Annotated in this window: 26 protein-coding genes; 13 read left to right on the plus strand and 13 right to left on the minus strand. The window is 70.6% G+C overall.

The window, feature by feature from the left end; translation table 11 throughout:
• The coding region (locus AB0N81_RS35300; RefSeq protein ID WP_365365771.1) for a M14 family metallopeptidase at positions 1-1114 on the plus strand (1114 nt) is incomplete at its 5' end.
• Positions 1115-1968: 854 nt separating this feature from the next.
• Here the strand turns inward: AB0N81_RS35300 and AB0N81_RS35305 are convergent.
• Positions 1969-2460 carry an ATP-binding protein gene (locus tag AB0N81_RS35305; protein ID WP_365365773.1) on the minus strand — a complete coding sequence of 164 codons (492 nt, stop codon included), beginning with the start codon at positions 2458-2460 and terminating at the stop codon, positions 1969-1971.
• Positions 2461-2736: 276 nt separating this feature from the next.
• Between AB0N81_RS35305 and AB0N81_RS35310 the strand changes: the two genes are divergently transcribed.
• Genes AB0N81_RS35310 through AB0N81_RS35325 form a run of 4 tightly spaced genes read left to right on the plus strand, consistent with a single transcriptional unit; the run spans position 2737 to position 4265 of the window.
• A complete protein-coding gene (locus AB0N81_RS35310; RefSeq protein ID WP_365365775.1) occupies positions 2737-3588 on the plus strand; it encodes a helix-turn-helix transcriptional regulator in 852 nt (283 codons plus the stop codon).
• A gap of 11 nt (positions 3589-3599) precedes the next feature.
• Positions 3600-3791 carry a hypothetical protein gene (locus AB0N81_RS35315; RefSeq protein WP_365365777.1) on the plus strand — a complete coding sequence of 64 codons (192 nt, stop codon included), beginning with the start codon at positions 3600-3602 and terminating at the stop codon, positions 3789-3791.
• A gap of 45 nt (positions 3792-3836) precedes the next feature.
• The gene (locus tag AB0N81_RS35320; protein ID WP_365365779.1) at positions 3837-4028 is read left to right on the plus strand and encodes a hypothetical protein; all 192 of its coding nucleotides are present in this window, start codon (positions 3837-3839) and stop codon (positions 4026-4028) included.
• Between the two features lie 45 nt (positions 4029-4073).
• On the plus strand, positions 4074-4265 hold the full coding sequence (locus AB0N81_RS35325; protein ID WP_365365779.1) for a hypothetical protein: 192 nt from the start codon (positions 4074-4076) through the stop codon (positions 4263-4265).
• Positions 4266-4328: 63 nt separating this feature from the next.
• Here AB0N81_RS35325 and AB0N81_RS35330 read toward each other — a convergent pair whose 3' ends face one another.
• The 4 genes from AB0N81_RS35330 to AB0N81_RS35345 form a co-directional block, all read right to left on the minus strand.
• Entirely contained in the window at positions 4329-5819 is a 1491-nt protein-coding gene (locus tag AB0N81_RS35330; RefSeq protein WP_365365781.1) for a gluconate:H+ symporter, read from the minus strand.
• 120 nt (positions 5820-5939) lie between these two features.
• Positions 5940-6350: a RidA family protein gene (locus AB0N81_RS35335; RefSeq protein WP_365365783.1), complete on the minus strand. Its 411-nt coding sequence runs from the start codon at positions 6348-6350 to the stop codon at positions 5940-5942.
• A gap of 7 nt (positions 6351-6357) precedes the next feature.
• Entirely contained in the window at positions 6358-7134 is a 777-nt protein-coding gene (locus tag AB0N81_RS35340; protein ID WP_365365785.1) for an IclR family transcriptional regulator, read from the minus strand.
• Positions 7131-8177, minus strand: a complete 1047-nt coding sequence (locus AB0N81_RS35345) for a sugar kinase (protein WP_365365787.1) — start codon at positions 8175-8177, stop codon at positions 7131-7133. Before AB0N81_RS35345 ends, AB0N81_RS35340 begins: the two co-directional genes overlap by 4 nt.
• Positions 8178-8317: 140 nt before the next feature.
• On the opposite strand from AB0N81_RS35345, the gene AB0N81_RS35350 reads away from it, so the two are divergent.
• Both AB0N81_RS35350 and AB0N81_RS35355 read left to right on the plus strand, forming a co-directional pair.
• Positions 8318-9637, plus strand: coding sequence for an amino acid deaminase (locus tag AB0N81_RS35350; RefSeq protein ID WP_365365789.1), 1320 nt, complete (start codon positions 8318-8320; stop codon positions 9635-9637).
• Positions 9638-9983: 346 nt separating this feature from the next.
• Positions 9984-11600, plus strand: a complete 1617-nt coding sequence (locus tag AB0N81_RS35355) for a D-aminoacylase (protein ID WP_365365791.1) — start codon at positions 9984-9986, stop codon at positions 11598-11600.
• 69 nt (positions 11601-11669) lie between these two features.
• Here AB0N81_RS35355 and AB0N81_RS35360 read toward each other — a convergent pair whose 3' ends face one another.
• Entirely contained in the window at positions 11670-12563 is an 894-nt protein-coding gene (locus AB0N81_RS35360; RefSeq protein WP_365365793.1) for a serine protease, read from the minus strand.
• Between the two features lie 98 nt (positions 12564-12661).
• Entirely contained in the window at positions 12662-14104 is a 1443-nt protein-coding gene (locus AB0N81_RS35365) for a cellulase family glycosylhydrolase (RefSeq protein WP_365365795.1), read from the minus strand.
• A gap of 121 nt (positions 14105-14225) precedes the next feature.
• Here AB0N81_RS35365 and AB0N81_RS35370 point away from each other — a divergent pair, with 121 nt between their 5' ends.
• Positions 14226-14810: a hypothetical protein gene (locus AB0N81_RS35370; RefSeq protein ID WP_365365797.1), complete on the plus strand. Its 585-nt coding sequence runs from the start codon at positions 14226-14228 to the stop codon at positions 14808-14810.
• On the opposite strand, the gene AB0N81_RS35375 is transcribed toward AB0N81_RS35370, so the two are convergent.
• The 4 genes from AB0N81_RS35375 to AB0N81_RS35390 all read right to left on the minus strand — a co-directional run bounded on the left by AB0N81_RS35375 (position 14807) and on the right by AB0N81_RS35390 (position 17742).
• Complete coding sequence (locus tag AB0N81_RS35375; RefSeq protein WP_365365799.1) at positions 14807-15094, minus strand: SCO5918 family protein; 288 nt, start codon at positions 15092-15094, stop codon at positions 14807-14809. The genes AB0N81_RS35370 and AB0N81_RS35375 overlap by 4 nt on opposite strands.
• A 79-nt stretch (positions 15095-15173) precedes the next feature.
• A complete protein-coding gene (locus tag AB0N81_RS35380; protein WP_365365801.1) occupies positions 15174-16583 on the minus strand; it encodes a DEAD/DEAH box helicase in 1410 nt (469 codons plus the stop codon).
• Between the two features lie 290 nt (positions 16584-16873).
• Positions 16874-17077, minus strand: a complete 204-nt coding sequence (locus AB0N81_RS35385; protein ID WP_030788646.1) for a cold-shock protein — start codon at positions 17075-17077, stop codon at positions 16874-16876.
• Between the two features lie 317 nt (positions 17078-17394).
• Positions 17395-17742 carry a MerR family transcriptional regulator gene (locus AB0N81_RS35390; RefSeq protein ID WP_365365803.1) on the minus strand — a complete coding sequence of 116 codons (348 nt, stop codon included), beginning with the start codon at positions 17740-17742 and terminating at the stop codon, positions 17395-17397.
• A 250-nt stretch (positions 17743-17992) separates the two neighbouring features.
• Here AB0N81_RS35390 and AB0N81_RS35395 point away from each other — a divergent pair, with 250 nt between their 5' ends.
• From AB0N81_RS35395 to AB0N81_RS35405, 3 genes are all read left to right on the plus strand, one after another.
• The gene (locus tag AB0N81_RS35395; protein WP_365365805.1) at positions 17993-18370 is read left to right on the plus strand and encodes a hypothetical protein; all 378 of its coding nucleotides are present in this window, start codon (positions 17993-17995) and stop codon (positions 18368-18370) included.
• Between the two features lie 130 nt (positions 18371-18500).
• Complete coding sequence (locus AB0N81_RS35400; RefSeq protein WP_365365807.1) at positions 18501-18920, plus strand: Hsp20/alpha crystallin family protein; 420 nt, start codon at positions 18501-18503, stop codon at positions 18918-18920.
• 50 nt (positions 18921-18970) lie between these two features.
• On the plus strand, positions 18971-19369 hold the full coding sequence (locus tag AB0N81_RS35405) for a DUF2267 domain-containing protein (RefSeq protein WP_365365809.1): 399 nt from the start codon (positions 18971-18973) through the stop codon (positions 19367-19369).
• An 82-nt stretch (positions 19370-19451) separates the two neighbouring features.
• On the opposite strand, the gene AB0N81_RS35410 is transcribed toward AB0N81_RS35405, so the two are convergent.
• Entirely contained in the window at positions 19452-20315 is an 864-nt protein-coding gene (locus AB0N81_RS35410) for a serine protease (RefSeq protein WP_365365811.1), read from the minus strand.
• 202 nt (positions 20316-20517) lie between these two features.
• Here AB0N81_RS35410 and AB0N81_RS35415 point away from each other — a divergent pair, with 202 nt between their 5' ends.
• The gene (locus AB0N81_RS35415; protein WP_365365813.1) at positions 20518-21729 is read left to right on the plus strand and encodes a pyridoxal phosphate-dependent aminotransferase; all 1212 of its coding nucleotides are present in this window, start codon (positions 20518-20520) and stop codon (positions 21727-21729) included.
• Positions 21730-21822: 93 nt separating this feature from the next.
• On the plus strand, positions 21823-22230 hold the full coding sequence (locus AB0N81_RS35420; protein ID WP_365365815.1) for a hypothetical protein: 408 nt from the start codon (positions 21823-21825) through the stop codon (positions 22228-22230).
• A 76-nt stretch (positions 22231-22306) separates the two neighbouring features.
• On the opposite strand, the gene AB0N81_RS35425 is transcribed toward AB0N81_RS35420, so the two are convergent.
• Positions 22307-24022, minus strand: a complete 1716-nt coding sequence (locus AB0N81_RS35425) for an Ig-like domain repeat protein (protein ID WP_365365817.1) — start codon at positions 24020-24022, stop codon at positions 22307-22309.
• Between the last annotated feature and the right edge of the window lie 123 nt (positions 24023-24145).

Genomic DNA, 24145 nt, shown 5'->3' on the forward strand with positions numbered 1-24145 from the left:
CGCCCGCGCGGTGGTCGTCTCGGCGGACGCCGCCGAAGCCGCGGCGCTCCGCGAGGCCGGCTACGAGCTCAAGCCCCTGGCCGGGCCGCCGAAGCGCACGAACGGACAGGCGGTGGAGGCCAAGGACTTCCCGCCCGCCGACGCGAGGTACCACAACTACGCCGAGATGAACGCGGAGATCAACCAGCGCATCGCGGCCCACCCGGACCTGTTCAGCAAGAAGGTCATCGGCAAGAGCTACTCGGGCAGGGACATCGTCGCCATCAAGATCAGCGACAACGTCGGCACCGACGAGGCCGAGCCCGAGGTCCTCTTCACCCACCACCAGCACGCGCGCGAGCACCTCACGGTGGAGATGGCGCTCTACCTGCTGCGCGAACTGGGCGACGACTACGCCACCGACGCCCGGATCAAGAAGATGGTCGACGAGCGCGAGATCTGGATCGTGCCCGACCTGAACCCGGACGGCGGCGAGTACGACATCGCGACCGGCTCCTACCGCAGCTGGCGCAAGAACCGTCAGCCGAACGCCGGTTCGTCGAACGTCGGCACCGACATGAACCGCAACTGGGCCTACCGCTGGGGCTGCTGCGGCGGCTCGTCCGGCTCCACGGGCTCCGAGACCTACCGCGGCCCGAGCGCCGAGTCGGCCCCCGAGGTGAAGGTCGTCTCCGACTTCGTCCGCAGCCGCGTCGTCGGAGGCAAGCAGCAGATCAAGGCCTCCATCGACTTCCACACGTACAGCGAACTGGTCCTGTGGCCGTACGGCTACACGTACAGCGACACCGGCCCCGGCCTCACCCAGGACGACCGCGACGCGCACGCCGCGATCGGCAGGAAGATGGCCGCGAGCAACGGCTACACCCCCCAGCAGTCCAGCGACCTCTACATCACCGACGGGTCGATCAACGACTGGCTGTGGGGCAACCAGAAGATCTTCAGCTACACCTTCGAGATGTACCCGTCGTCCGCCGGCGGTGGCGGCTTCTACCCACCCGACGAGGTGATCGAGCGGGAGACGTCCCGTAACCGCGACGCGGTCCTGCAACTCCTGGAGAACTCGGACTGCATGTACCGGTCGATCGGCAAGGAGCAGCAGTACTGCACGGCCTGACCCTTACGGCCCACCGGAGTCCCCGGAGGCTTCGGTGGGCCGGTGTCGTTGTCGGTCACCGGGGCCGACGGAAACTCTGAGTGGGGCCCTCCCCTTTCGTCGCCGGGTGCGGACCGGCCCAGCGTGCCTGGACGTCACCGTCGAGGCGGCCACGGCCTCGCCGCTCGGGCCATCGGCTTTCGCTGCCGGGTGCGGACCGGCCCAACGTGGGCGGCGGCCCTCACGAACGATGCGCCGACAAAACCCAGCGCCCGCCACCCGTCCAGCCCGGCAGCCGGGCACCTACTTTGGAAAAGTAGTGAACCGGGAGGCCGCGCGCCCCCATTCACATGCAATGCGTCGCCAGGCCGAAAGGGCGAGGCCGGGAGGGAGAGGCCGCCGCCCGGGGACCTACTTTGGGAAAGTTGCGAATGCGTATGCCGCACGCCCCCCCGAACGGCCAATACGCCCCCCCACCAGCGGCCCCGCCGCACCCCAACCCCGCTCCTGAGCGGCTGTCTGTGACGGCGCGCGGGGCGTGGCAGGGGCGCGCGCCCATCCCATTCACAACTTTCCCAAAGCAGGTGCCCGACCGGAGGCCCCCACTGCGCGACGGCACCCAGACCACGCCGGGCACGCCCCGTTGGGCCGGTCCGCACCCGGCGGCGAGAGCCGATGACCCGAGCGGCGAAGCCGGGGCGGCGCCTCGACCGTAGCGTCGGCTCACGTTGGACCGGTCCGCACCCGGCAGCGAAAGGTGATGACCCGAGCAGAGAAGTCCGCCGCCCCACCCCTGGCCGTCCGGGTCAAAGTCAACGTGCGGTGCAGGGACGGCAGACACAGCCCCACCGAAGTCCCCGCCCCGCACCCCTCCCTCAGCCGTGCGTCCCGTACGCCACTCCCCCGCCGTACGGCACCGTCGCCCACATCCGCGTGCCGCCGCCTGGTTCCCGTGCCTCACCGAAGCCCCAGTCGCCCTCGCAGGCCCGCGCCACGCGGGCGAGCAGCCGCAGGGCCGCCCGGCGGCGGGCGTCGCAGGCCTCGGCGAGGCGGGGGTGTGTGTGGCGGGGGTGGCTGTCGTAGGCGATGACGCGGAGCGTGCCCTCGCGGAAGCGGAGAGAGAGGTACACCTCCGCCGTCGCGTTGAACGTGCAGGCCGCGGCCGTCAGTTCGGCCACGGCCTGTGTCGCCGGATCCAGCAGTGCGGCCAGCCCATGTGCGGTGAGCACGGTTCGGGTGAGGGCGCGGGCAACCGTGGGGGACGTGAGGGCCGAGGGCAGGGTGAGGCTGTACGCGAGGGTGTCGGGTGTGGGGGCGGAGGCGTCGCCCTTGGCGGGGCAAGCGGTGACGGCTGGCGTCATGGTCATGGTGACTCCCGTGGAATGGGCTGGCGTTGAGCGCTGAACTGACTGACCCCGGCCGTCGGTGGCTCGTCTCCCTGACGCGGGCCCGCCCCTCCCAGGGAAGGAGGACGAGGACAGCCCCGCGCGATGCACTGCCAACTGCCGTGCGTAGCTTGTGCGTTACTGAACGTAGGACAGATTTTGGTTACTGTGCCACCTGATCCCAGAAATTGAACCCAACCGTGGTCAGATGGAGCCCTCGGGCGGCAGACTGCTGACGAACATCACGAAGGGAACGCCATGCCACCGAGGACGACGCCCAGCGAGCGCCAGAAGCGGTTGGGCAGCGAGCTGCGCAAGATGCGGGTGGCCGCTGGAATGTCAGCTGAGCACGCGGCGGGGCTACTCGGCCTGGACCGCGCGAAGATCTCGAACATAGAGACGGGGATCCGCACCATCAGCGCGGAGCGTCTTCGCACGCTGGCGTGCAACTGCGACTGCTCCGACGCGGCGTACATCGACGCGCTCGTAACCATGGCCGGGGCCAACGGGCGCGGCTGGTGGGAGCGTTACCGGGGCTCCCTCTCCCAGGGTCTCCTGGACATCGCCGAGCTTGAGTCGTACGCCGTACGTATGCGGACAGCGCACACCGCACACATCCCTGGCCTGCTCCAGACCAGCGACCACGCTCTGGAGCTGTTCCGCGCGGTGCTTCCGCCGTTGCCCGAACACGAAACCGCCCTCCGGCTGGCCTACAGGGTGGAGCGGCAGAAGGTCCTGGAGGGCGAAGACCCGCCGGAGTACATTGCGATCGTCCACGAGGCTGCCCTGCGGATGCAGTTCGGCGGGCGTGCGGTGGCCCGGGGGCAGCTCGACCACCTGCTCACCGCGTCCGAGCGTCCGAACCTGAGGATCCTCGTCATTCCGTTCGCGGCGGGCACTTTCCCAGGCGCCGGGCAGACGGTCAACTACCTCGAAGGACCCGCACCGCAGCTTGACACTGTCCAGGTCGACAGCTCCCACGGGCCGGAATTCCTCGGAGGTGAAGCCCAGTTGTCCAAGTACCGGGCCCATCTGGACTGGATGGAGCGCATCGCCCTGCCGCCCGGGGCATCGCGCGATTTCATCCGCGACATCATCAGCAATCTCTGAGGAGCCACCGCATGTCCGAGATCACGTGGGAAGACCCCTTCTGCGGCGAGGGTGCCAGCTGCTTCCGCCTCGGCACCGACCTCACCGGCAACGCCTACATCGCCATCGCCGGGCAAGAGGACCACTACCTCACCGACACCCACGAAGCCCTCCGCACCCTCATCCACGACATCAAAGCAGGCAAGGCCGACCACCTCCTGTAACGCTCATCGCGAGCGGCATCGCCCGTGACCTCTAGGAGCCACATCGTGACCGGCATCAACTGGGAAGACCCCTTCTGCGGGGAGGGCAACAACTGCTTCCGCATAGGCACCGACGCCGACGGCAACGCCTACATCGCCATCGCCGGACAAGAGGACCACTACCTCACCGACACCCACGAAGCCCTCCGCACCCTCATCCAGGACATCAAGGCGGGCAAGGCCGACCACCTCCTGTAACGCTCACTGCGAGCGGCATCGCCCGTGACCTCTAGGAGCCACATCGTGACCGGCATCAACTGGGAAGACCCCTTCTGCGGCGAGGGCAACAACTGCTTCCGCATAGGCACCGACGCCGACGGCAACGCCTACATCGCCATCGCCGGGCAAGAGGACCACTACCTCACCGACACCCACGAAGCCCTCCGCACCCTCATCCAGGACATCAAGGCGGGCAAGGCCGACCACCTGCTCTAGCGGGCACCGCGAACAATGGGGGCGTCCGGCAGCACTGCCGGACGCCCCCCAGCCACGTACGCGCTACACGAAGAGGCTGACCAGCGCCGCCACCGCGAAGCCCGCCACCGACAGCACCGACTCCAGTACCGTCCACGTCTTCAGCGTGTCCCGCTCGCTGATACCGAAGTACTTCGCCACCATCCAGAAGCCGCCGTCGTTCACGTGCGAGGCGAAGATCGAGCCCGCCGAGATCGCCATGATGACCAGGGCGACGAACGCCTGCGAGTGGTCGCCCTCGGCGAGGAGCGGGGCCACGATGCCCGCCGTCGTCACGATCGCGACCGTCGCCGAGCCCTGGGCGACGCGCAGGACCAGGGAGAGCAGGTAGGAGAGGACGATGATGGGCAGGCCCACGTCCTGGAAGGTGTCCGAGAGGGCGCCGGCCACGCCGCTCGCCTTGAGGACCGCGCCGAAGATCCCGCCGGCGCCGACCACGAGCAGGATGTTGCCGACCGGCTTGAGGGACGCGGTCGACACCGTTTCGAGGGATTTCCGGGACCAGCCGCGCCGGATGCCCAGCAGGTAGTACGCCATCAGGAGCGCGATCGTCAGGGCCACGAACGGGCTGCCGAAGAACTCGATGACCGACCGGAACGTCGAGGGGTCGAAGGCGATCGACGAGAAGGTGGCCAGCAGGATCAGGAACAGCGGCGTTCCGATGATCGCGAAGACGATGCCCAGCGGCACCGGCTTCTCGCGGGGCTCGACACCCGCCGCACGCTGCTCGGCGACGACCGCCGCCTTCGCCTCCTCCGCGGCCTCGACCATGTCCTGCGGCACGGGCACGAAGATGCGCTTGCCGACCCACGCGGAGAACACCCAGGCGGCGAGCACGGCGGGGATGCCGCAGACGATGCCCATCAGGATGACCCAGCCGAGGTCCACCTTCAGCAGGCCGGCGGCGGCCACCGGGCCGGGGTGCGGGGGCAGGAACGCGTGGGTCATGGAGAGACCCGCGAGCAGGGGGAGGCAGTAGAGGAGGATCGACTTGCCGCTGCGCTTGGCGGCGGCGTACACGATCGGCGCGAGGACGAAGATGCCGACGTCGAAGAAGACGGGGATGCCGAAGATCAGACCCGTCAGGCCCATGGCCAGGGGGGCGCGCTTCTCGCCGAAGAGGCCGAGCAGGCGGGAGGCGAGCACCTCGGCGCCGCCGGAAACCTCCAGGATCGCGCCGAGCATCGTGCCGAGGCCGATGATGATCGCCACATGCCCGAGGATGCCGCCCATGCCGGACTCGATGACCGAGACGGCGTCGGACTTCTGGACGGTACCGAAGAGTTCGGTGACGGAGAGTCCGGCCGAGAGGCCGACGGCTATGGAGACCGCGAGGAGCGCCACGAACGGCTGCAGCCTGACCTTGATGATCAGGAAGAGCAGCAGCAGGATGCCGAGCGCGGCGACGGTCAGCAGACCGGCGGTGCCGTCGATCAGGGCGAGGAGGCCACCGGTGTGGGGTGGCGCCTCGGCGGGGGCGGCGGCCGCGAGAGCGGCGGAGGGGGACGGGGACATCTTTGACCTCGTAAGTGCATGAAGCTTTCAGGGCAGGGGGGATCACGGCGCGGCGCCTCGGGGGAGGGCACCGCGCCGTGAAGACGTACGGCTTGCGGGGTGCTCAGGGTGCCGGGCTGGTCAGCCCAGGACGGCGAGCGCGTCGATCTCGATGAGCAGCCCCTTGGGCAGGCCCACGTAGACCGTGGTGCGCGCCGAGGCGGGGGCCTTGAGGCCCTGCTCCTCGAAGTACGCGTTGTAGATCTCGTTCATCTCCGCGAAGTGGTCCACGTCGGTGAGGTAGACGCGCATCATCATCACGTCGTCCCAGGTGGCGCCGCCCTCTTCGAGGATCGCCTTGACGTTGGCGAACGTCTGGAGGGTCTGCTCGCGCAGGGTCGGGCCCGCGGGGGTGGGGGCCTTGCCCTCCTCGGCGGGGAGGAAGCCGACCTGACCGGCGACCTGAAGGATGTTGCCCTTCTTCACGCCGTGGGAGAACTTCGCGGGCGGGGTGGTGTGGGTGGCCGGGGTGAGGGCGATCTTGTCGGTCATTCGCTGATCAGGCTTCCTTGAGAGGGGTGTTCTTCGGTTCGGGCACAGCGCCGGAGTACTCCCGGCTGATGGCCTCCGCGGTGCGGCGGACCAGCGGGAGCAGCGTGAGGAGTTCCTCGGCGGTGACGACGACGTTCGGCGCGGAGACCGACATGGCGGCGACGACTCGCCCGTCCGCACCGCGGATGGGGGCCCCGATGCAGTTGATGGACTCCTCGTGGCCACCGAGGTCGGTGGCCCAGCCCTGTTCGCGCACGGCCGCCAGCTCCTTGAGGAACGCGGCGGCGTTCGGCGTCGAACGGGACGTGTAGGTGGGGTAGTCGAGCTTCTCCGCGATCGCGCGGCGCTCGGCCTCCGGGATGTCGGAGAGCAGCAGTTTCGCCACGGCGGCGACGGTGATGGCCACCGGCTTGCCGATACGGGAGTACATCCGCACCGGATAGCGGCTCTCGACCTTGTCGATGTAGACGACTTCCTGCTCCTCGTACACGGCGAGGTGGACCGTGTGGCCGCACTTCTCGTTGAGGGCGAGGAGGTGGGGGTGGGCGATCTCCCGCACGTCGAGGTTCTCGACGGCCTCCTGGGCGAGCGCGAAGAGGCGCGCGCCGAGGCGGTAGCGCTGGTCGGACTGGCGGAAGACCAGGCCGTGTTCGAGGAGGGTGCGCAGCAGCCTGAGCGCCGTGGACTTGTGGACACCGAGCCGGTCGGCGACCTGGCCCAGGTCGGCGGGGCCCTCGGCGAGCAGCGGCAGGATCGACAGGGCACGGTCGACGGTCTGGCTCATGGGGTACGTACCTCCTCCTCGGCCTCGGTTTCCTCCGGGACGTGCTCCGTCCAGCCGGGGCCGAGACGAAGTGTCTCCCAGGCGGCGTCGTCCAGGGCGGCGAGGCGGTCGGCGTGTGCGCGGGCGGGGGGCGGTGCGAGATCACCGGGGACGGTGAGTGCGGCGGCGGCCATCAGATGGCCGTGACGCAGTCGGTGCGCGGCGGACAGGCCGCGCAGGGTGGCGGAGAGGAACCCGGCGGCGAAGGCGTCGCCCGCGCCGACGGGCGCGACGACGTCGACGCGCAGGGCGGCCTGGAAGACGGGGTCCTCGCCGTGCCGGAAGACGGTCGCGCCGCGGCTGCCCTGCTTGACGACGAGGGTGGCCGGCTCGGGCAGGGCGGCACGGATCGCGTCCGGTCCTCCCCTCACGCCCCAGGCCGTCGCGGCCTCGTCCTCGCCGACGAAGACGAGGTCGGCGCCGCGCGCGAGGTCGAGGAGGACTCCGGGCCCCTCCGTCGCGTCCTTCCACAGCCCCGGGCGGTGGTTGACGTCGAAGGAGACGAGCGGGCCGCGGTCGGCGCGCCGGGCACAGAGGTGGCGTACGAGACGCAGACAGTCGGCGGAGAGTGCGGGTGTGATGCCCGACAGGTGCAGGATGCGGCCCGCGGCGAGGGCGTCCTCGTCCACGGAGCCCGGCGACATGGCGGAGGCGGCGGAGCCCGCGCGGTAGTAGACGACCTCGTGGGCGTCGGTGTCGCGGTCGTCGGCGGTGCGGAAGTAGATGCCGGTGGGGCGGTGCGGGTCGCGGCCGACGGCGGAGGTGTCGACTCCGTAGCGGGCGATCGTCTCGACGAGGTGGTCGCCGAAGCCGTCGGCGCCGACGCGACTGACCCAGCGGGCGGTGTGCCCGGCGGCGGCGAGCGCACAGGCGACATTGGACTCGGCGCCGCCGATCCCGCGGTCGAAGGAGGGCACGTCGGCGAGGCGGCCGGGCCGCGCGGGCAGGAAGGTCACCATGGACTCGCCGAGCGCCACGACGTCCACTGCTGCCTGTGCGGTCACGTTCTTTCAACCCCTCAGCCGGCTCTCCGGATCCGTTGACCCGGCGTTGGCTCGGATGTTAGACAGCAGTAAGCGACATACGCAATGACCGTTGCAAATACTGCAACGCGCTCTTGAACGCACTCCTGGAGGAGGCGCCCATGGCCGCCGACAACGCCGTCGACACCGCCCTCGACACCGCCGTCGACCGTCCCGCCGACCCGCTGGCTGCGCTCGCTGACGAGCGGGTCGACCACCGCTTCAAGGGACTGCCGCCGGACGCGGAGGGGCTCACCGTCGGCGAGCTCGCGGCCCAGCGCAGGAACCTCTTCACGGGCGGCTTCACCACCCCCGTCCTCGCGCTCTCCGCCGAGCGCCTGGAGCACAACCTCGCCCTCATGGAGACGTACGCCGAACGCCACGGCCTCGCCTTCGCGCCGCACGGCAAGACGTCGATGGCCCCGCAGCTCTTCGCCCGCCAGATGGAACGCGGCGCGTGGGGCATCACGCTCGCCGTGCCCCACCAGGTGCGCGTGGCACGGGCGTTCGGCACCTCCCGGATCTTCCTCGCCAACGAACTCGTCGACGCGGCGGCCCTGCGGTGGCTGGCCGGCGAGCTGGACTCCGACCCCTCCTTCCGCTTCATCTGCTACGTCGACTCCCTGCGCGGAGTCGAGCTGATGCACGCCGCGCTCGGCGAGGCGGGCGCGAGCAGGCCCGTGGACGTGGTGGTGGAGCTGGCCGCGGGCGACGGGGCGCGCACGGGCGTGCGGACCGAGGCGGAGTGCTTCGAGATCGCCAACGCCGTCGCCGCCGCGGACACGCTGCGGCTCGTGGGCGTCGCCGGGTACGAGGGCGAGGTCCCGGAGGCGTCGACCGAAACCGTCACGGCGTGGCTGCGCCGCCTCGTCGCGCTGCTCGTCGAGTTCGACAAGGCCGGGCGGTTCACCGACCTGCCGGAGGTCGTGGTCAGCGCGGGCGGCAGCGCGTGGTTCGACGCGGTGGCGTCCGTCTTCGCCGAGATCCCGGAACTGTCGCAGCCCGTACTGAAGTTGCTGCGCTCCGGCGCGTACGTCTCGCACGACGACGGTCACTACCGGCACCTCACGCCCTTCAACCGGGTCCCGGAGGAAGGCGCGCTGGAGCCCGCGTTCCGCCTCTGGGCACAGGTGGTGTCACGGCCCTCGGCCGAACAGGCGTTCACCAACGCGGGGAAGCGTGACGCGGCGTACGACCTGGACCTGCCCGAGGCGCAGGTCGTCCGCCGGGGCGGCATGGAGCGACCCGCCACCGGAATCACGGTCACCGGCCTCTCCGACCAGCACGGATGGCTGCGGACGACACCGGAGGCGGAGCTGGCCGTGGGCGACTGGCTCGGCATGGGCCTCTCGCACCCGTGCACGGCGTTCGACAAGTGGCAGCTGATTCCGGTGGTGGAGGGGGACGGGACGGTCTCGGACTACGTCCGAACGTTTTTCTGACCGGGGGGTCTCGGGGGGTGGACTGACCCGCCGCTCCGCGGCGGACACGGCCCTGGGTTCCCTCCGGCCGGTGGGGGGGCGCCCCTGACCCGCCGCTCCGCGGCGGACACCTCCCACCCACCCACCCGTTTGCCCCGCACCGCAGAGCGGGAGTAGGAGCCTGCCCCCCACCCGCCCGTTCGCCGCCGACGGTGGGCGTGCCCCACAAGGGCCACCCGCACCCGGCGACGAGAGTCGCACGGGTGGTGCGGGTGGGGACAGAAAGATCCGGCCGGAGGCCGGGTGTACCGCCAAGCAGCCGCCGCAGCCGCAGCCGCCGCAGCCGAACGCAGAGGAAAGGCGCCCCATGGACCTGGTGATTCGGGACGCACGTGTCATAGACGGCACCGGAGGTGCCTCCTACCGAGCCGACGTCGGGGTGGACGAGGGCAGGATCACCACGATCCACCGGGAGGGGGAGACGACGGGCCCCCGCCCGACCGGGCGGGCCACCCTCGACGCCCAGGGCCTCGCCCTGTCACCCGGCTTCATCGACATGCACGCCCACAGCGACCTCGCCCTCCTCAGGGACCCGGACCACACCGCGAAGGCCGCCCAGGGCGTGACCCTGGAGGTCATCGGACAGGACGGACTGTCCTACGCCCCCGTCGACGACCGCACGCTCGCCCACGTCCGCCAGGCCATCACCGGCTGGAACGGCGACGGCGGCGACATCGACTTCACGTGGCACACGGTCGGCGGGTACCTGGACGCTCTGGACAGCGCCCACGGCGGCCGGGGAATCGCGGTGAACGCCGCGTACCTCATCCCCCAGGGCACCGTCCGCATGTACGCGCTGGGCTGGGACGACCGCCCGGCGACCCCCGCCGAGCTGGACCGCATGAAGCAGCTCGTCGCCGAGGGGATGGCGGAGGGCGCCGTCGGCATGTCCTCCGGCCTCACGTACACCCCCGGCATGTACGCCGACGACTCCGAGCTCACCGAGCTCTGCAAGGTGGTGGCTGCCCACAAGGGCTACTACTGCCCCCATCACCGCAGCTACGGCGCCGGCGCGCTCCAGGCGTACGAGGAGATGGTGAACCTCACCCGGACCGCGCACTGCCCCCTGCACCTGGCCCACGCCACCATGAACTTCGGTGTGAACAAGGGCAAGGCACCGGACCTGCTGGCCCTCCTCGACGACGCCCTCGCCGACGGAGCCGACATCACCCTCGACACGTACCCCTACACCCCCGGCTGCACGACGCTCGTCGCGATGCTGCCGAGCTGGGCGAGTGAGGGCGGGCCCGACGCGATCCTCGCCCGGCTCCGGGACGACGCGACCGCCGAGAAGATCCGCCACCACATGGAGGTCATCGGCGCCGACGGCTGTCACGGCGTGCCCATCGAGTGGGACACCATCGAGGTATCCGGTGTCTCCGACCCCGGTCTGGCCTCCTGTGTCGGCAAGACGATCGCCCGGTCCGCCGCCCAGCGCGGCGAGGAGCCCTGGGTCACCGCACGCCGTCTGCTCATCGACGACAACCTCGGTTCGACGATCCTCCAGCACGTCGGCCACGAGGAGAACGTGCGGGCGATCATGCGGCACCGCGTGCACACGGGCGGCAGCGACGGCATCCTTCAGGGCTTCAAGCCGCACCCGCGCGCGTACGGCACGTTCCCGCAGTATCTCGGGCGCTACGCACGGGAGTTGGGCGTCATGTCGCTGGAGGAGACCGTCGCCCACCTCACCTCGCGGCCCGCCGCCCGCCTCCGGCTCCCCGACCGGGGCGTCGTCCGCGAGGGCTATCGCGCCGATCTCGTCCTGTTCGACCCGGAGACGGTCGCGGCCGGGTCCACCTTCGAGGCGCCCCGCACGCTCCCCATCGGCGTTCCGCACGTCCTGATCGACGGCCGGTTCGTGATGCGGGACGGCCGGCGCACGGACGTCCTCGCGGGACGAGCCGTACGCCGGACGCCCTGACGACGTGATGCCCTGACGCCGTGACGCCGTGACGCCGTGACGCCGTGACGCGTCAGTCCGACCGGCCGGTCACCTCGTGGTGGCCGGTTCGGGCAGCCTGCACCCCTTGCGGTCCAGGTCGATCTTGCTGCCCTTGCCGACGCACGGCACGATCCCGTACGTCTGCTGGGCGTAGTTGGTGCCCTTGCGGACGGTCACGTTGCCCTTCCTGTCGATCTCACAGGGGTTGTTGATGGTGCAGCGCTCGCCGTCCTCGTTGCCCGTGTTGTTGACCGCGGTGACCTTGCCGGTCTTGTGGTCGATCACCGGCGAGCCGGACGTGCCGCCTATGGTCTGGCAGGCCGGGGTGTAGCGGACGGAGTCCTTCCAGGTCCACTCGCCCTCCTTCATGCGGTACACGAACCCGTCGATGGCGCAGCTGTAGGTCTTCTTCCAGTACCCGGAGACGACCGTCACGGCCCGCCCCTTCACCGGGTGGTCGTCCTCCAGCTCCAGCGGCTCGATGCCGTACTTCTTGGTGATGTCGCGGTAGCTGCTGGTGAGTTGGTAGAGCGTGATGTCGGTGTCCGTCATGGTCGCGTAGGACACCTTGGACGCCTGGAGCGTGGCGACGTCGTTCGCCTTCGCGTCGAGCAGCTTGAAGGTGCGGGTGGACGGCTGGTCGACGACGACCTCACCGGCGGCGGGGAAACCGGTCTCCAGGCAGTGGCCGTTGGTGAGGACGAGCGCCGGGTCGCCCGGCCTCGACTGGGGCGTGCGGACGACGGAGCCGGAACAGTTGCTGAGTGCCACCGTGCCGGCGAAGTCGACCGCCTCGGCCTTGCTCCGCGCCTGCTCGGTGGACCGGGTGGGCTGGGTCGGCTCGGCCGAGCGGGTGTGGTCCGCGAACGCGGGTGCCGCGCCGGACCCTGCCAGCGCGAGGGCGAGCAGTCCGCCCGCGACCGCTTTGCTCTTCTTTCCCATCTGTGGAGCCCCCCTTGTGACGTACGCCTGTCGTGCGATTGTCACGGGCATTCTTGGGGGCCCTGTGCAGACGGACAAGAGGTGGGAACTCTTCCATTTCACCCACGTGGTGTGATGCGGACAGAGTGGGCGCCCGGGCCCGAACTCAGCGTGAGAGTGCGGGACTTGGGGTTCCACTCCTGCCTGCCCCCTCCCTCGGTCCTGCCGCCCTCCGGGAAGTGCCGCTCGGGCAGGTACACCTCCGTGCCGCCCCGCACGCCCGCCACGCCCCGCCAGCTCACCGTCAGCGTCTTCTCCGCCTCGTCCCAGCGGTAGGAGACCGGATCGCCCGCCACGGCCCTCGGGTAGGGGCGGTCGAGTACGGGCAGCAGCACGGTCGGCTTCATCTCCGCGTCCCAAGGCGCCCAGGACCCGGGATCGTTGGACCAGTACGCGAAGCCCGCCCCCATCTCGTCGGCCATCCGCTGCACCTTCTCGACGTACTCCATGGCGCCCGGCAGTCCCACGTCGAGTCCGAACTCCCCGATGACCACGGGCGCCCCGAGCCGCCGCGCGGTCTTCTCCGTCTGCTCGCGCCAGGCCCGCAGGGACGCGTCGACGCGCCCCTTGGTATCGCCGGTGTAGCCGCCGCCGAGGTCCATGGGGAGGGGGTAGAGGTGGGGCGCGTACGCGATGCGCGCCTCGTCGCCGTCGCCGCGCGGGTCGTCCAGGCGCGGGAGCCCGGTGGCGAAGCCCCAGTTGGAGCCGATGGCGGACGGTTCGACGAAGAGCCAGTGGTCGCGGTCGACGGTGCGGATGGCGTCGATGCCGTCCTGGTAGAGCCGGGCGAGCGGCCCCGACTCGAAGGCGGGGCCCTGCACACTGCCGCCCCACGGCTCGTTCATCAGGTCGTATCCGATGACGGTGTCGTCGTCGGCGAAGTGCCCGGCCACCTCGCGCAGGGCGCCGACGTAGTGCTTGCGCAGATCACGTCCGCCGCCTTCGACCGTCCCCCAGAAACGGTCGAAGGCGCGGACGGTCCCGGGCTCGGCATAGCCGAGTTCCCAGGGGTCGGTGGGGGCGGAGGTGTGCCCGTCCGTCTCCGTGGCCCATCGCGGGGCGCCGTTGCCGCCGGTCCCCGGGCCGTACAGGTCCTGGTGCATGTCGAGCAGGACGTGGTAGCCCCGCTCGCCGTACCACCGCACCCGCTCGGCGACCCGCTTCAGATACGTCCTGTCGTACGTCCCCGGAGCCGGCTCGACCTTGCGCCACTGGAGGAGGAAGCGGACGAAGTTCGTGCCCAGCGCGCGGTGTTCGCGTGCGACGTCCTTCTCCTCGATCCACGGCATGCCGTCGGCCGTCTGCTTGGCGTCGCCCGCCGTGGACAGGCCGCGCAGGACCAGCGCGCGCCCCTGCCGGTCGGTGATCCACCGGTGGCCTCTCGCGGTGCCGGCCCGCCCGGCGCCCGCGCCCTCCGGCCCGACGGCGACCAGCAGCGCGGCCGCGACGGCGAGCACGACCGCTCCCACCGCCCAAGTGCGCCACGCAGCCGGGGACTTCATGGCCGGGATGGTAGATCGGACAGACCCCGCCGCAACAGACCTGAGCATTGTTCACTTTTCTTCGGCCGATTCTTCGGCCGGGCCTGTCCGTGGCGGCCGGCGCGGCCTACCGTGGCGCGCCATGCGGACGACGATCGACGCGTTGCGGACGCGGACGGATGCCACGGCCGTGGTGGCCTGCGTCTGTCTACTGCTCGTCCTGGCACACGGCAGCACCACCCTGGTCACCGCGTTCACGGTGCGGGCGGGCCTGTCGGTCGTGCCGACCGCGCTCGGCGTGCCGTTCGCGCTGCCGGGTCTGCGGGCGACACCGCTGGGCGCGACGGACTGGTCCTGGCAGCTGTGCGAGAACTTCGCCGCCCTGCTCCTGCTCGCGGTGGCCACCGCACGGATGCGCCGCCATCTGCGCCTGTGCCCCGGCGCGGGCAGGGGCCGCCGTCTGCTCGCGGGCTGGACGGCGCTGGTCGCGGGCGCGGCGGTGGCGGGCGCGTGGCGGGGCATGGTCGCGGCCCGCATGGTCGAGGCGGGCGCCCTGGGCTGGCTGCTGCTGACCCTGACCGGCGTCCTGTTCGGCGCCCTGTGGGGCCTGCTCCTCGGCTGGCTGCCGGGCACGGCGGCACTCGCGACGAGGCCACCGTCCCGCGCCGCGCCCCCGTCTCCGGGCCCGGAGACGGGGGCGGAGGCGGGGGCGCGGCAAGGTGACTAGACGACGGACGTGGGCCAGGCCGTCTCGACGGGCTCGGGGGCGACGGGGGCGGGGGCGGCCCGGCAGGTGAAGCCGAGGTTGGTCAGCGCCCTGGTCACCTCGCGGGCCGAGAAGTCACGGCGGTCCTGCCGGGTGATCACTTCCCCCACCTGCTTGACGGGGTAGTGGCGGCGGCTGATGATCACGGACTCACCGGTGACGGGTTCGGGCTTGACGCCCTTCATGACCGCCTCCACCTCACTCTTGAAGAGGTCGAAGGGGAAGCGGGCGATGACACAGCGCATGGTGCCTCACAGAGGAGAGGGCCGGGAAGGCCGATGGGGCGGGACGGGGCTCCGGGCCGGGGTCGGCCTGGTCCGGGGTTCAGGCGGCGGAGTCGCTCCGTGTGCGGGCGGCGTAGGCGCGGCGGGCGCGGCCGTCGCGGGGGCGGCGGCCGCGGGATGAGGAGCCGCCGCGCTCGGAGGCCGCCCTCGGCGGTGCCGCGATGGTCACCGGGGTGCCCGAGGGCGCCTGAGCACCGGTGATGCGCGCCAACTCGGCTTCCCCGGAGGCGACTTGCGCGGTGTGCGGCTTGATTCCTGCCGCGGCCATCAGCCGGTTCATGTCGCGCCGCTGCGCCGAGGTGACCAGGGTGACGACGCTGCCCGAGCCGCCTGCGCGGGCGGTGCGGCCGCCGCGGTGCAGGTAGTCCTTGTGGTCGGCGGGCGGATCGACGTTGACGACGAGGTCTAGGTCGTCGACGTGGATGCCGCGTGCCGCGACGTTCGTGGCGACGAGCGCGGTGACCTGGCCGGCCTTGAACTGGGCGAGGGTGCGGGTGCGCTGGGGCTGGGACTTGCCGCCGTGCAGGGCCGCCGCGCGCACGCCGCTGCTCAGCAGGTGCGTGGTGAGCCGGTCGACGGCGTGCTTGGTGTCCAGGAAGAGGATCACCCGGCCGTCGCGGGCGGCGATCTCCGTGGTGGTGGCGTACTTGTCGGCGCCGTGGACGTGCAGCACGTGGTGCTCCATCGTCGTGACCGCGCCCGCCGACGGGTCGACCGAGTGGACGACGGGGTCGCTCAGGTAGCGGCGCACCAGGAGGTCGACGTTGCGGTCCAGGGTGGCCGAGAACAGCATCCGCTGACCGCCCGGCCGCACCTGGTCGAGGAGCTCGGTGACCTGGGGCAGGAAGCCCATGTCGGCCATCTGGTCGGCCTCGTCGAGCACGGTGACGGCGACCTGGTCCAGGCGGCAGTCGCGCCGCTCGATGAGGTCCTTGAGCCGTCCCGGTGTGGCGACGACGACCTCGGCCCCGGCGCGCAGCGCGCCGGCCTGCCGTCCGATCGACATGCCGCCGACCACGGTGGCCATGCGCAGCTTCACCGATTTGGCGTACGGCGTGAGGGCGTCCGTGACCTGCTGGGCGAGCTCGCGGGTGGGGACGAGGATGAGGGCGAGCGGGCGGCGCGGTTCGGCGCGCTGCCCTGCGGTGCGGTGGAGCACCGCGAGGCCGAAGGCGAGGGTCTTGCCCGATCCGGTGCGCCCGCGGCCGAGGACGTCCCGGCCCGCGAGGGAGTTCGGCAGCGTGGCCGCCTGGATCGGGAAGGGGGTGGTGACGCCGAGTCCGGTGAGGGTCTTCAGCACGCCGTCGGACAGGCCGAGCGCGGCGAAGTCCTCGACGGGCGGCAGGGCCGGGGTGACGGTGACGGGCGGCGCGAACTCGCCCTGGAGTGCGGCGGGGCGGCGCCCGGGAGCCTTGGAGCGTCGGCCGTTCGTGCGAGTTGAGCGGTTCATGTAAACCTGCGAACCTTCCTCGATGCGGCGCGTGTCGAGGAATTCTCGCGGGGCACCGACCGGTGCCGAGAATCGCTGGAACGGCCGGAGTAAATGAAAAACAGTGCCGGCCGCCGGGAATTCAATTCCGGGTCCGGCCGGAGAAAAGCGACGCACCGTACGGCGGATTACCGGGTGCCGACCACTTCAAACCTCAAACCATGGATCGACCAGGGATTTTTCCCCGGAAACGCAACGGGCTGGGGCCCGCACCCAAGGTGCGGGCCCCAGCCACGAAGTGCGCGTCAGCGTCAGGCGGGAACGATGTTCTCGGCCTGCGGGCCCTTCTGGCCCTGCGTGACGTCGAAGGTCACCTTCTGGCCCTCCTGCAGCTCGCGGAAGCCCTGGGTGGCGATGTTCGAGTAGTGAGCGAAGACGTCGGCGCCGCCGCCCTCCTGCTCGATGAAGCCGAAGCCCTTTTCCGCGTTGAACCACTTCACGGTGCCAGTAGCCATGTCATATCTCCTTCGGGGCATTGCCCAGGAGCCCACACTGTGCGGACTCCGCGTCGCCGCGATGATTACCCCGTCCGGAAATGACCGGCAATACAAAGTGCCCCAACCGGCACATAAAGCCGACGGAGCACTTGGAGTCTCTGGAAACCACAACTGCAACTGATAACGACAGTAGCACGGGACGGACCCGGGCGCAGGGTTTTCGATATCGCTCCGCCGGTCGACTGATAAACCCTCATCGCGCATCACGCGAAATTCTGCATTTGCCACCACAGATATGTGGCAGCGTGAGGTGCAGCGTTTCGTGGGCGACGAGCTCAGGACGCGGGCGCCCCCTCGGATCCCGCGGTGGGACGGCGCAGCTCTTCGTTGATGCGCAGCGCGTCCTCCAGCTGGTCCTCGAGGATGACGATGCGGCAGGCCGCCTCGATCGGCGTGCCCTGGTCGACGAGCTCACGGGCGCGCGCGGCGACCCGCAGCTGATAGCGGGAGTAGCGGCGGTGGCCGCCCTCGGACCGCAGCGGCGCGATCAGGCGGGCGTCGCCGACGGCACGGAGGAAACCGGGCGTGGCGCCGATCATCTCGGCGGCCCGGCCCATCGTGTAGGCGGGGTAGTCGTCGTCATCGAACCGGTCGTTGCCGTGCGAGGGGTTTTCTGGGGGCATTTGCACCTCTTCTGGAACGCGTCGAGGGGCCTGATGCCGTACGGCACCAGGCCCCGAGGGGTTTCACACCATCCGCCGGCCTGAGTGCCGCGCGTCTCGCCATGTCTTCATTCGGGTCTTCGTGTCTCTGTATCAGGAACTCTAACAACGGGAGTTCCGCATGTCTATCGCAGCCGCGATAGTTTTTCGCAAGTGGATGGGGAGGTATCCGGGCCCCGCGCGCCCCTCCGCATCGGTAGGCTGATCAGTCATGTCGAAGCCTGACGAGCTGCTCGTTGACATCGCCACCCTGGTGGAGTCCGAGCACAGCAATCAGATGTCCCTCACCGTGGTCGTCGCCGGCGCCGTCATCACCGGACGACTGGCCCCCGAAGCCCTGTGGCGGCGGCGTGTCGCCGAGGTCCTGAAAGACTCCGCCCAGCTGAGCCCCTTCGCCTCCGTGTTCGTGACACCAGAGGCGGAGTCCGGCCCGCCCCGGGACACCGCGCCGCCCACCCACCTGCACTTCCACCTCGCCCGGATTCTCCAGGGCAGCGTGGGGCTGCCCGAGACCGGCGGGATGTACCGCATCGCCCTCCAGGACGTGAGCGCCTGGACCGTGGGAGACCTCAGCTACTCCGACCACTGACGCCCGCCGCCACCACTCCATCAAGCCCCGGCTCAGGACCTGAGTCGGGGCTTGTCAATTTTCCTCCTCCGGGCTATATAGAAAACCGTAGGGCATCGCACCCAGCACCAGAGGAGAGGAGTGACCCGTGATGCTCATGCGTACCGACCCGTTCCGCGAGTTCGACCGGCTCGCCCAGCAGGTCTTCAGCAGCGCCCGCCCCGCGGGGATGCAGATGGACGCCTACCGCGAGGGCGACGACTTCGTGGTCCACTTCGACCTTCCGGGCGTCGACCCCGAGTCGATCGACCTGGACGTCGAACGCCACGTGCTGAACGTGCGGGCCGAGCGCCGCTCCCCCGCCCCCGAGGGCGTGGAGATGATCGCGGCCGAGCGGGCCACCGGCAGCTACGCGCGCCAGCTGTTCCTCGGAGACACCCTGGACACGGAGCGGATCGACGCCTCGTACGAGGCGGGAGTCCTCACGCTCCGCATCCCGGTGGCCGAGCGGGCCAAGCCGCGGAAGATCCACATCAGCGGCGGCAGCGACCGCAGGCAGATCGACGGCTGACACGACGACCCGATGCGACGACGCAACGACGAACGGAGGAGCAGGGCACGATGAGGTGGAGTGAACTCATCGAGACGGTGAGGGAATCCGGCCGGTACGCCGACGAGGTGGAGGCGGAGCGTGTGACACGCGTCGTCCTGGCCGCCCTCGGCGGCCACGTCGTCGGGGACGAACGCGTCGATCTGGCACGGCAGTTGCCCCCTGAGGGGGCGAGGCTGGTCGCGGACCAGGTGCCCGTCAGGCGGCCCCTCACGGCCGCGGAGTTCGTCGAGAGCGTGGCGCTGCGCCTGGAGGGCGCCACGCCCGCCACCGCCCGATGGGACGTCAGCTCCGTCCTCACCGCCCTGGCGCAGGCGGTCGACAAGGAGCTCGTCGACCGCCTGCTGTGCCTGCTGCCGTCCGGCTACGCCCTGCTGTTCGGCAGGGCCGAGCTGGCACCGGCCGCGTGAGGGCCTGACGCACGGGAGCGGGTGCCGTCCGGGCCCCGGCACTGGGTCCCGGACAGCACCCGCTCCCCATGTCCGGCCGCGGTTACCGCTGCTTGACCCCGGCGGGCTTCGGCAGCTGACAGCCCGCGCGGTTCAGGTCGATCTTGTTGCCCGCGCCGACGCAGGGCACGATCCAGTAGGTCTGCTGGGCGTAGTTGATGCCCTCGCGGACCGTGACCTTGCCGTTCTCGTCGACCTCGCACGGGTTGTTGTCCGTGCACCTGCCGCCGCTCTCGTTGCCGGTGTTGTTGACGGCGACGACCTTGCCGGTCGCGTCATCGATCACCGGGGAGCCCGAGGTGCCGCCGATCGTCTGGCAGGCGGGGGTGTAGCGGACCGAGTCCTTCCAGGTCCAGCTCCCCTCCTTGAGGCGGTAGGCGAAGCCGTCGATGTTGCACTTGTACAGCCTCTTCCAGTAGCCGGACGCGACGGTGATCGCGCGCCCCTGCTCGGGACGTGCCGCGTTCAGCTCCAGCGCCTTGATCCCGTACCGGCTCTCGATGTCCCGGTAGGTGCTGGTGAGTTGGTAGAGCGACATGTCCGTGTCGGTCATCGTGCCGTACGCGATCTTGCTGGCCCGGACCGTCCCCGCGTTGCCTCCGGAGGCGTTGAGCAGGGTGAAGCTGCGGGACGACGCCTTGTTGACGATGACCTGGCCGGGTGCCGGGAAGCCGCCCTCCAGGCAGTGCCCGTTGGACAGGACGAGCGCCGGGTCGCCGGGCTGCGAGGCGGGTACGCGGACCACGGAGCCGGAGCAGTTGCTGAGCGCCACCGTTCCCGCGAAGTTGACGGCCTTGGCCTCGGCCTTCGGTTCGGCAGGCGGTTCGTTGCCGACGGCCGCCGCTGGTGCCGCCGTCGCTCCGAGGATCAGAGCGGCGAAGCACGCACCGACGAGAGGCTTCTTCATGTGGGGGTCCCCTCTGAATGACTAAGTGACCGAAGTTCTTTCGGTTTTGTCATGCGCATTGTTGAGGTACCCGGGCGCGAGGACAAGACCGCGAACGGACACAACCGACCGCTGAGAGAACACTCCCCCAGCGCCCCCTCACGCCCCTCTTGTGTCCGAAAACACGAAGCGGCCCGCTCTGCCCGGCCTTAAGCTCGCGGACATGCAGGTCATCCAGTCGACGAAGCTCTCCAACGTCTGTTACGAGATCCGGGGCCCGGTGCTCGAGGAGGCGATGCGGCTGGAGGCGGCCGGGCACCGCATCCTCAAGCTGAACACCGGCAACCCCGCGGCCTTCGGCTTCGAGTGCCCGCCCGAGATCCTGGAGGACATCCTCCGCAACGTCGGCGACGCGCATGGCTACGGCGACGCGAAGGGCCTCCTGGCCGCCCGCCGCGCGGTCGTCATGCACAACCAGACCCTGGGCATCGAGACCGACGTCGAGCACGTCTTCATCGGCAACGGCGTCTCCGAGCTCATCGTGATGGCCATGCAGGGCCTACTGGACGACGGCGACGAGGTCCTCGTACCGGCGCCGGACTACCCGCTGTGGACCGCGGCCGTCTCCCTGTCCGGCGGCACCGCCGTGCACTACCGCTGCGACGAGCAGTCGGACTGGATGCCGGACCTCACCGACATCGAGCGCAAGATCACCGACCGCACCAAGGCGCTCGTGATCATCAACCCGAACAACCCCACCGGCGCCGTCTACGACGAGGCGATGCTGCGCGGCCTCACCGACATCGCGCGCCGCCACAACCTCCTGGTCTGCTCGGACGAGATCTACGACAAGATCCTCTACGACGGCGCGACGCACACGCCGACCGCCGCCATCGCCCCCGACCTGCTGACCCTCACCTTCAACGGCATGTCGAAGGCGTACCGCGTGGCGGGCTACCGCGTCGGCTGGATGGCGATCTCGGGCCCGAAGGCGCACGCCTCCTCGTACATCGAGGGCCTGACGATCCTCGCCAACATGCGCCTCTGCGCGAACATGCCGGGCCAGCACGGTGTCGTCGCGGCGCTGAGCGGACGACAGACGATCAACGACCTCGTACTGCCGGGCGGCCGGCTCATCGAGCAGCGCGACACCGCGTACGAGCTGCTGACGCAGATCCCCGGCGTGAGCTGTGTGAAGCCGAAGGGGTCGCTCTATCTCTTCCCGCGGCTCGACCCGAAGGTCTTCAAGATCAAGGACGACCGGCAGATGGTCCTCGACCTGCTGCGCGCCGAGAAGATCATGGTCGTGCACGGCACGGGTTTCAACTGGCCGGAGCCCGATCACTTCCGCGTCGTGACGCTGCCGACGGCGACGGACCTCGCGGAGGCGGTCACCCGGATCGGCACGTTCCTGGACGGCTACAGCCAGGCCTGACCACGCTCGTGACAGTCCACTGCTGGCCGCGACTCAACTTTAGACAGGATCTAAGCTAGGATGGCTTTCAAGCAACCGTTTGGAGGCCGTCCCATGTATGAGCCGATCCGCACCAAGTCGGTCCACTCGATGGCCGACGACGCGAGCTACCCGCACCGCTCCCGCGAGGAGGAGCTGGACATCCAGCTCGCCGGGCACCTCGCCGCCCTGCTCGCCGTCACCGACGAGCTGCGCGCCCTGACCCCGTCCGCCGAACTGGACGACGCCGCCGAACAGCTGGCGTACCAGGTGGCGCGCCTGCGCGGCGGTGTGCTCCCGCCCCGGTCCGCCGCCGCGGCCTCGACCGAGCCCCACCTGTCCGCCCTGCACCGGCGCGCCCACGCCCTCGCGGGCCGCGCCCTGGTCGTGGCGGCCTCCCGCGCCGACACCGCGGCGGCGATCCTGGCCGCCGGACGCATGGACGCCCACGCGGACGCCTCGCGTCTGGTCGGCGCCCCCTGATCGGCCCCGGTCCGCGGCCGGGGAGGCCGCGGACCGGGTGCCACCCACCCTGGCGACAGCTGGGGGTGCCGGCCGCCTAGGCGGTGATCTTGACGGTTGCCCCCGCGGACGAGCCCTCGTGCAGCGCGTCGCCCTCGTAGCTGACCGTGTAGAGCGTCCTGCCCCGCTTGCCGGGCAGGTCCCTGATCCTGAACGTGCCGTCGGCCGCGACCGGCGCGGCCGTCAGCTCACCCGTCGTGCCGAACCGGTCGGTCCGCGTCACCTTCAGGTCGATCCCGGCCGGCAGCGCGCGCCCCTGCCCGGTCAGCCTGCCGGTGATCTCGACGCCGTCGGCGCGGGTCGCCTCGGCGGGCGCGGTCAGCTCGACCGTCGTCGGGGCCTTGGCCACGTCCACCGTGACCGTCACGTCCTCGGCGGGACGGTGCGTGATGTCACCGAGGAACCGCAGCGTGTACGTCGCCTCGCCGAGCCGGTCCGGCACGTCGAGGACGGTGAAGCTGCCGTCGGCCGCTACCTTGGCGGCCGCCACCTCCTGCGTGCCGTCGGCGTCCTTGCGGACCGCGGCGACCTTCACCGGTTCGGCCGGCGCGGGGCCGTCGAGCTCCAGCCTGCCGCGGATGCCGAGGGGTTCACCGACGACGGGCTTCGAGGGCGCGGTGGTGAGGGTGCCCGTGAAGCGGGAGTCGTACTGGGCGGCGGGCGGCTGGATGATGTGCATCCAGTACTCGTTGCCCGCCGCGTTGGTCGTGACGGCGAACAGCCGCTTCCCGTCCTTCGACCAGTCGAGACCGCGCGGCACGACGCGGTCGCCGTCGAGCGGCCCCTCGAAGGCGAACTCGAACGGCGTCACGCCGTCCGCCGGATCGGCGGGCTGCACCAGCAGGTCGGCGGTGCTCCCGGAGGCGGCCGCGCCGCGCGCCACGTACGTGCCGTCGCCGCCGAACGCCACGGCGGAGCCCTTGGCCCCCTCGGGCAGCGCCTGGTAGGCCGTGGCGGCGTCGGAGAGGTCGTCGGCGTTCAGCAGCCTGGTGCCGTACGCGGCGTCCGCGACCGCCACCCGCTTGCCGTCGGCGCTGACCGCGAGGTCCTTCAGCTGCAGCGCGCCCTTGCCCTCGGCGTCGGCGAAACGGCGCGCGGCGTCGCGTACGGGATTGTCGCCCGACGCGTCGAAGGAGGCGAGGAACGGGTCGGGCTCCGCCGCACTGGCCTCCTGCCCCATGAAGAACCGCTTCGCGTCGCCGGGCGCGGCCTCCAGGTCGAGCCGGCCCTTCGCGTTCCAGCCGGTCCGCTGGAGGGCGCCGCCGACCAGGGCGTCCAGGTCGCTCCTCGCGTCGGTGCACTCGGACACGTAGGCGGCGGGCTGGGTCGTCCACCACGCCTTGCCGCCGGAGACGGCCAGTTCGCGGCCGCAGGCCTCCTCGTAGACGTTGGTGGCACCGGTCGTCTTGAGCGTCACGCTGTCGTACTTCACGATCCTGGCGCGCTCGGCGGCGTACAGCGTGCCGCCGTCCTCGCTCAGCGCGAGCCCGGACACCCGGGTGTCCGTGGGCAGCGTGGTGACCGCGTGGCCCTGGAAGTCGTAGACGGCGATGACGCCTCTGTTGTCGTATCTGCCGCGGTTGTTGTCCGACACGTAGACCCGCTCGTGCGCGGAGTCCACGGCGATCGCCGAGTACGAGGAGATCGGCAGCTTCACGACCCGGTCCGACGCGGTGGCGGCGTATGCGGCGGGTGTGCCCGCCGCGGCCAGGCCCCCCGCGCCGAGCGTCACCGCGAGCGCGGCGCCCGTCACACGTCTTAACCTCTGCTGCTTCTTCAACTGTGCCCCCCACAGGCTTGTTTGACGGCCCATGACAGTTACCGGGCCCCCGTGAGGGGTCATTGAAGCATGTGAGGGGAGTGTGAAGGCAAGGTG

It is taken from the genome of Streptomyces sp. NPDC093510, assembly GCF_040683555.1.
Taxonomy (GTDB): domain Bacteria; phylum Actinomycetota; class Actinomycetes; order Streptomycetales; family Streptomycetaceae; genus Streptomyces.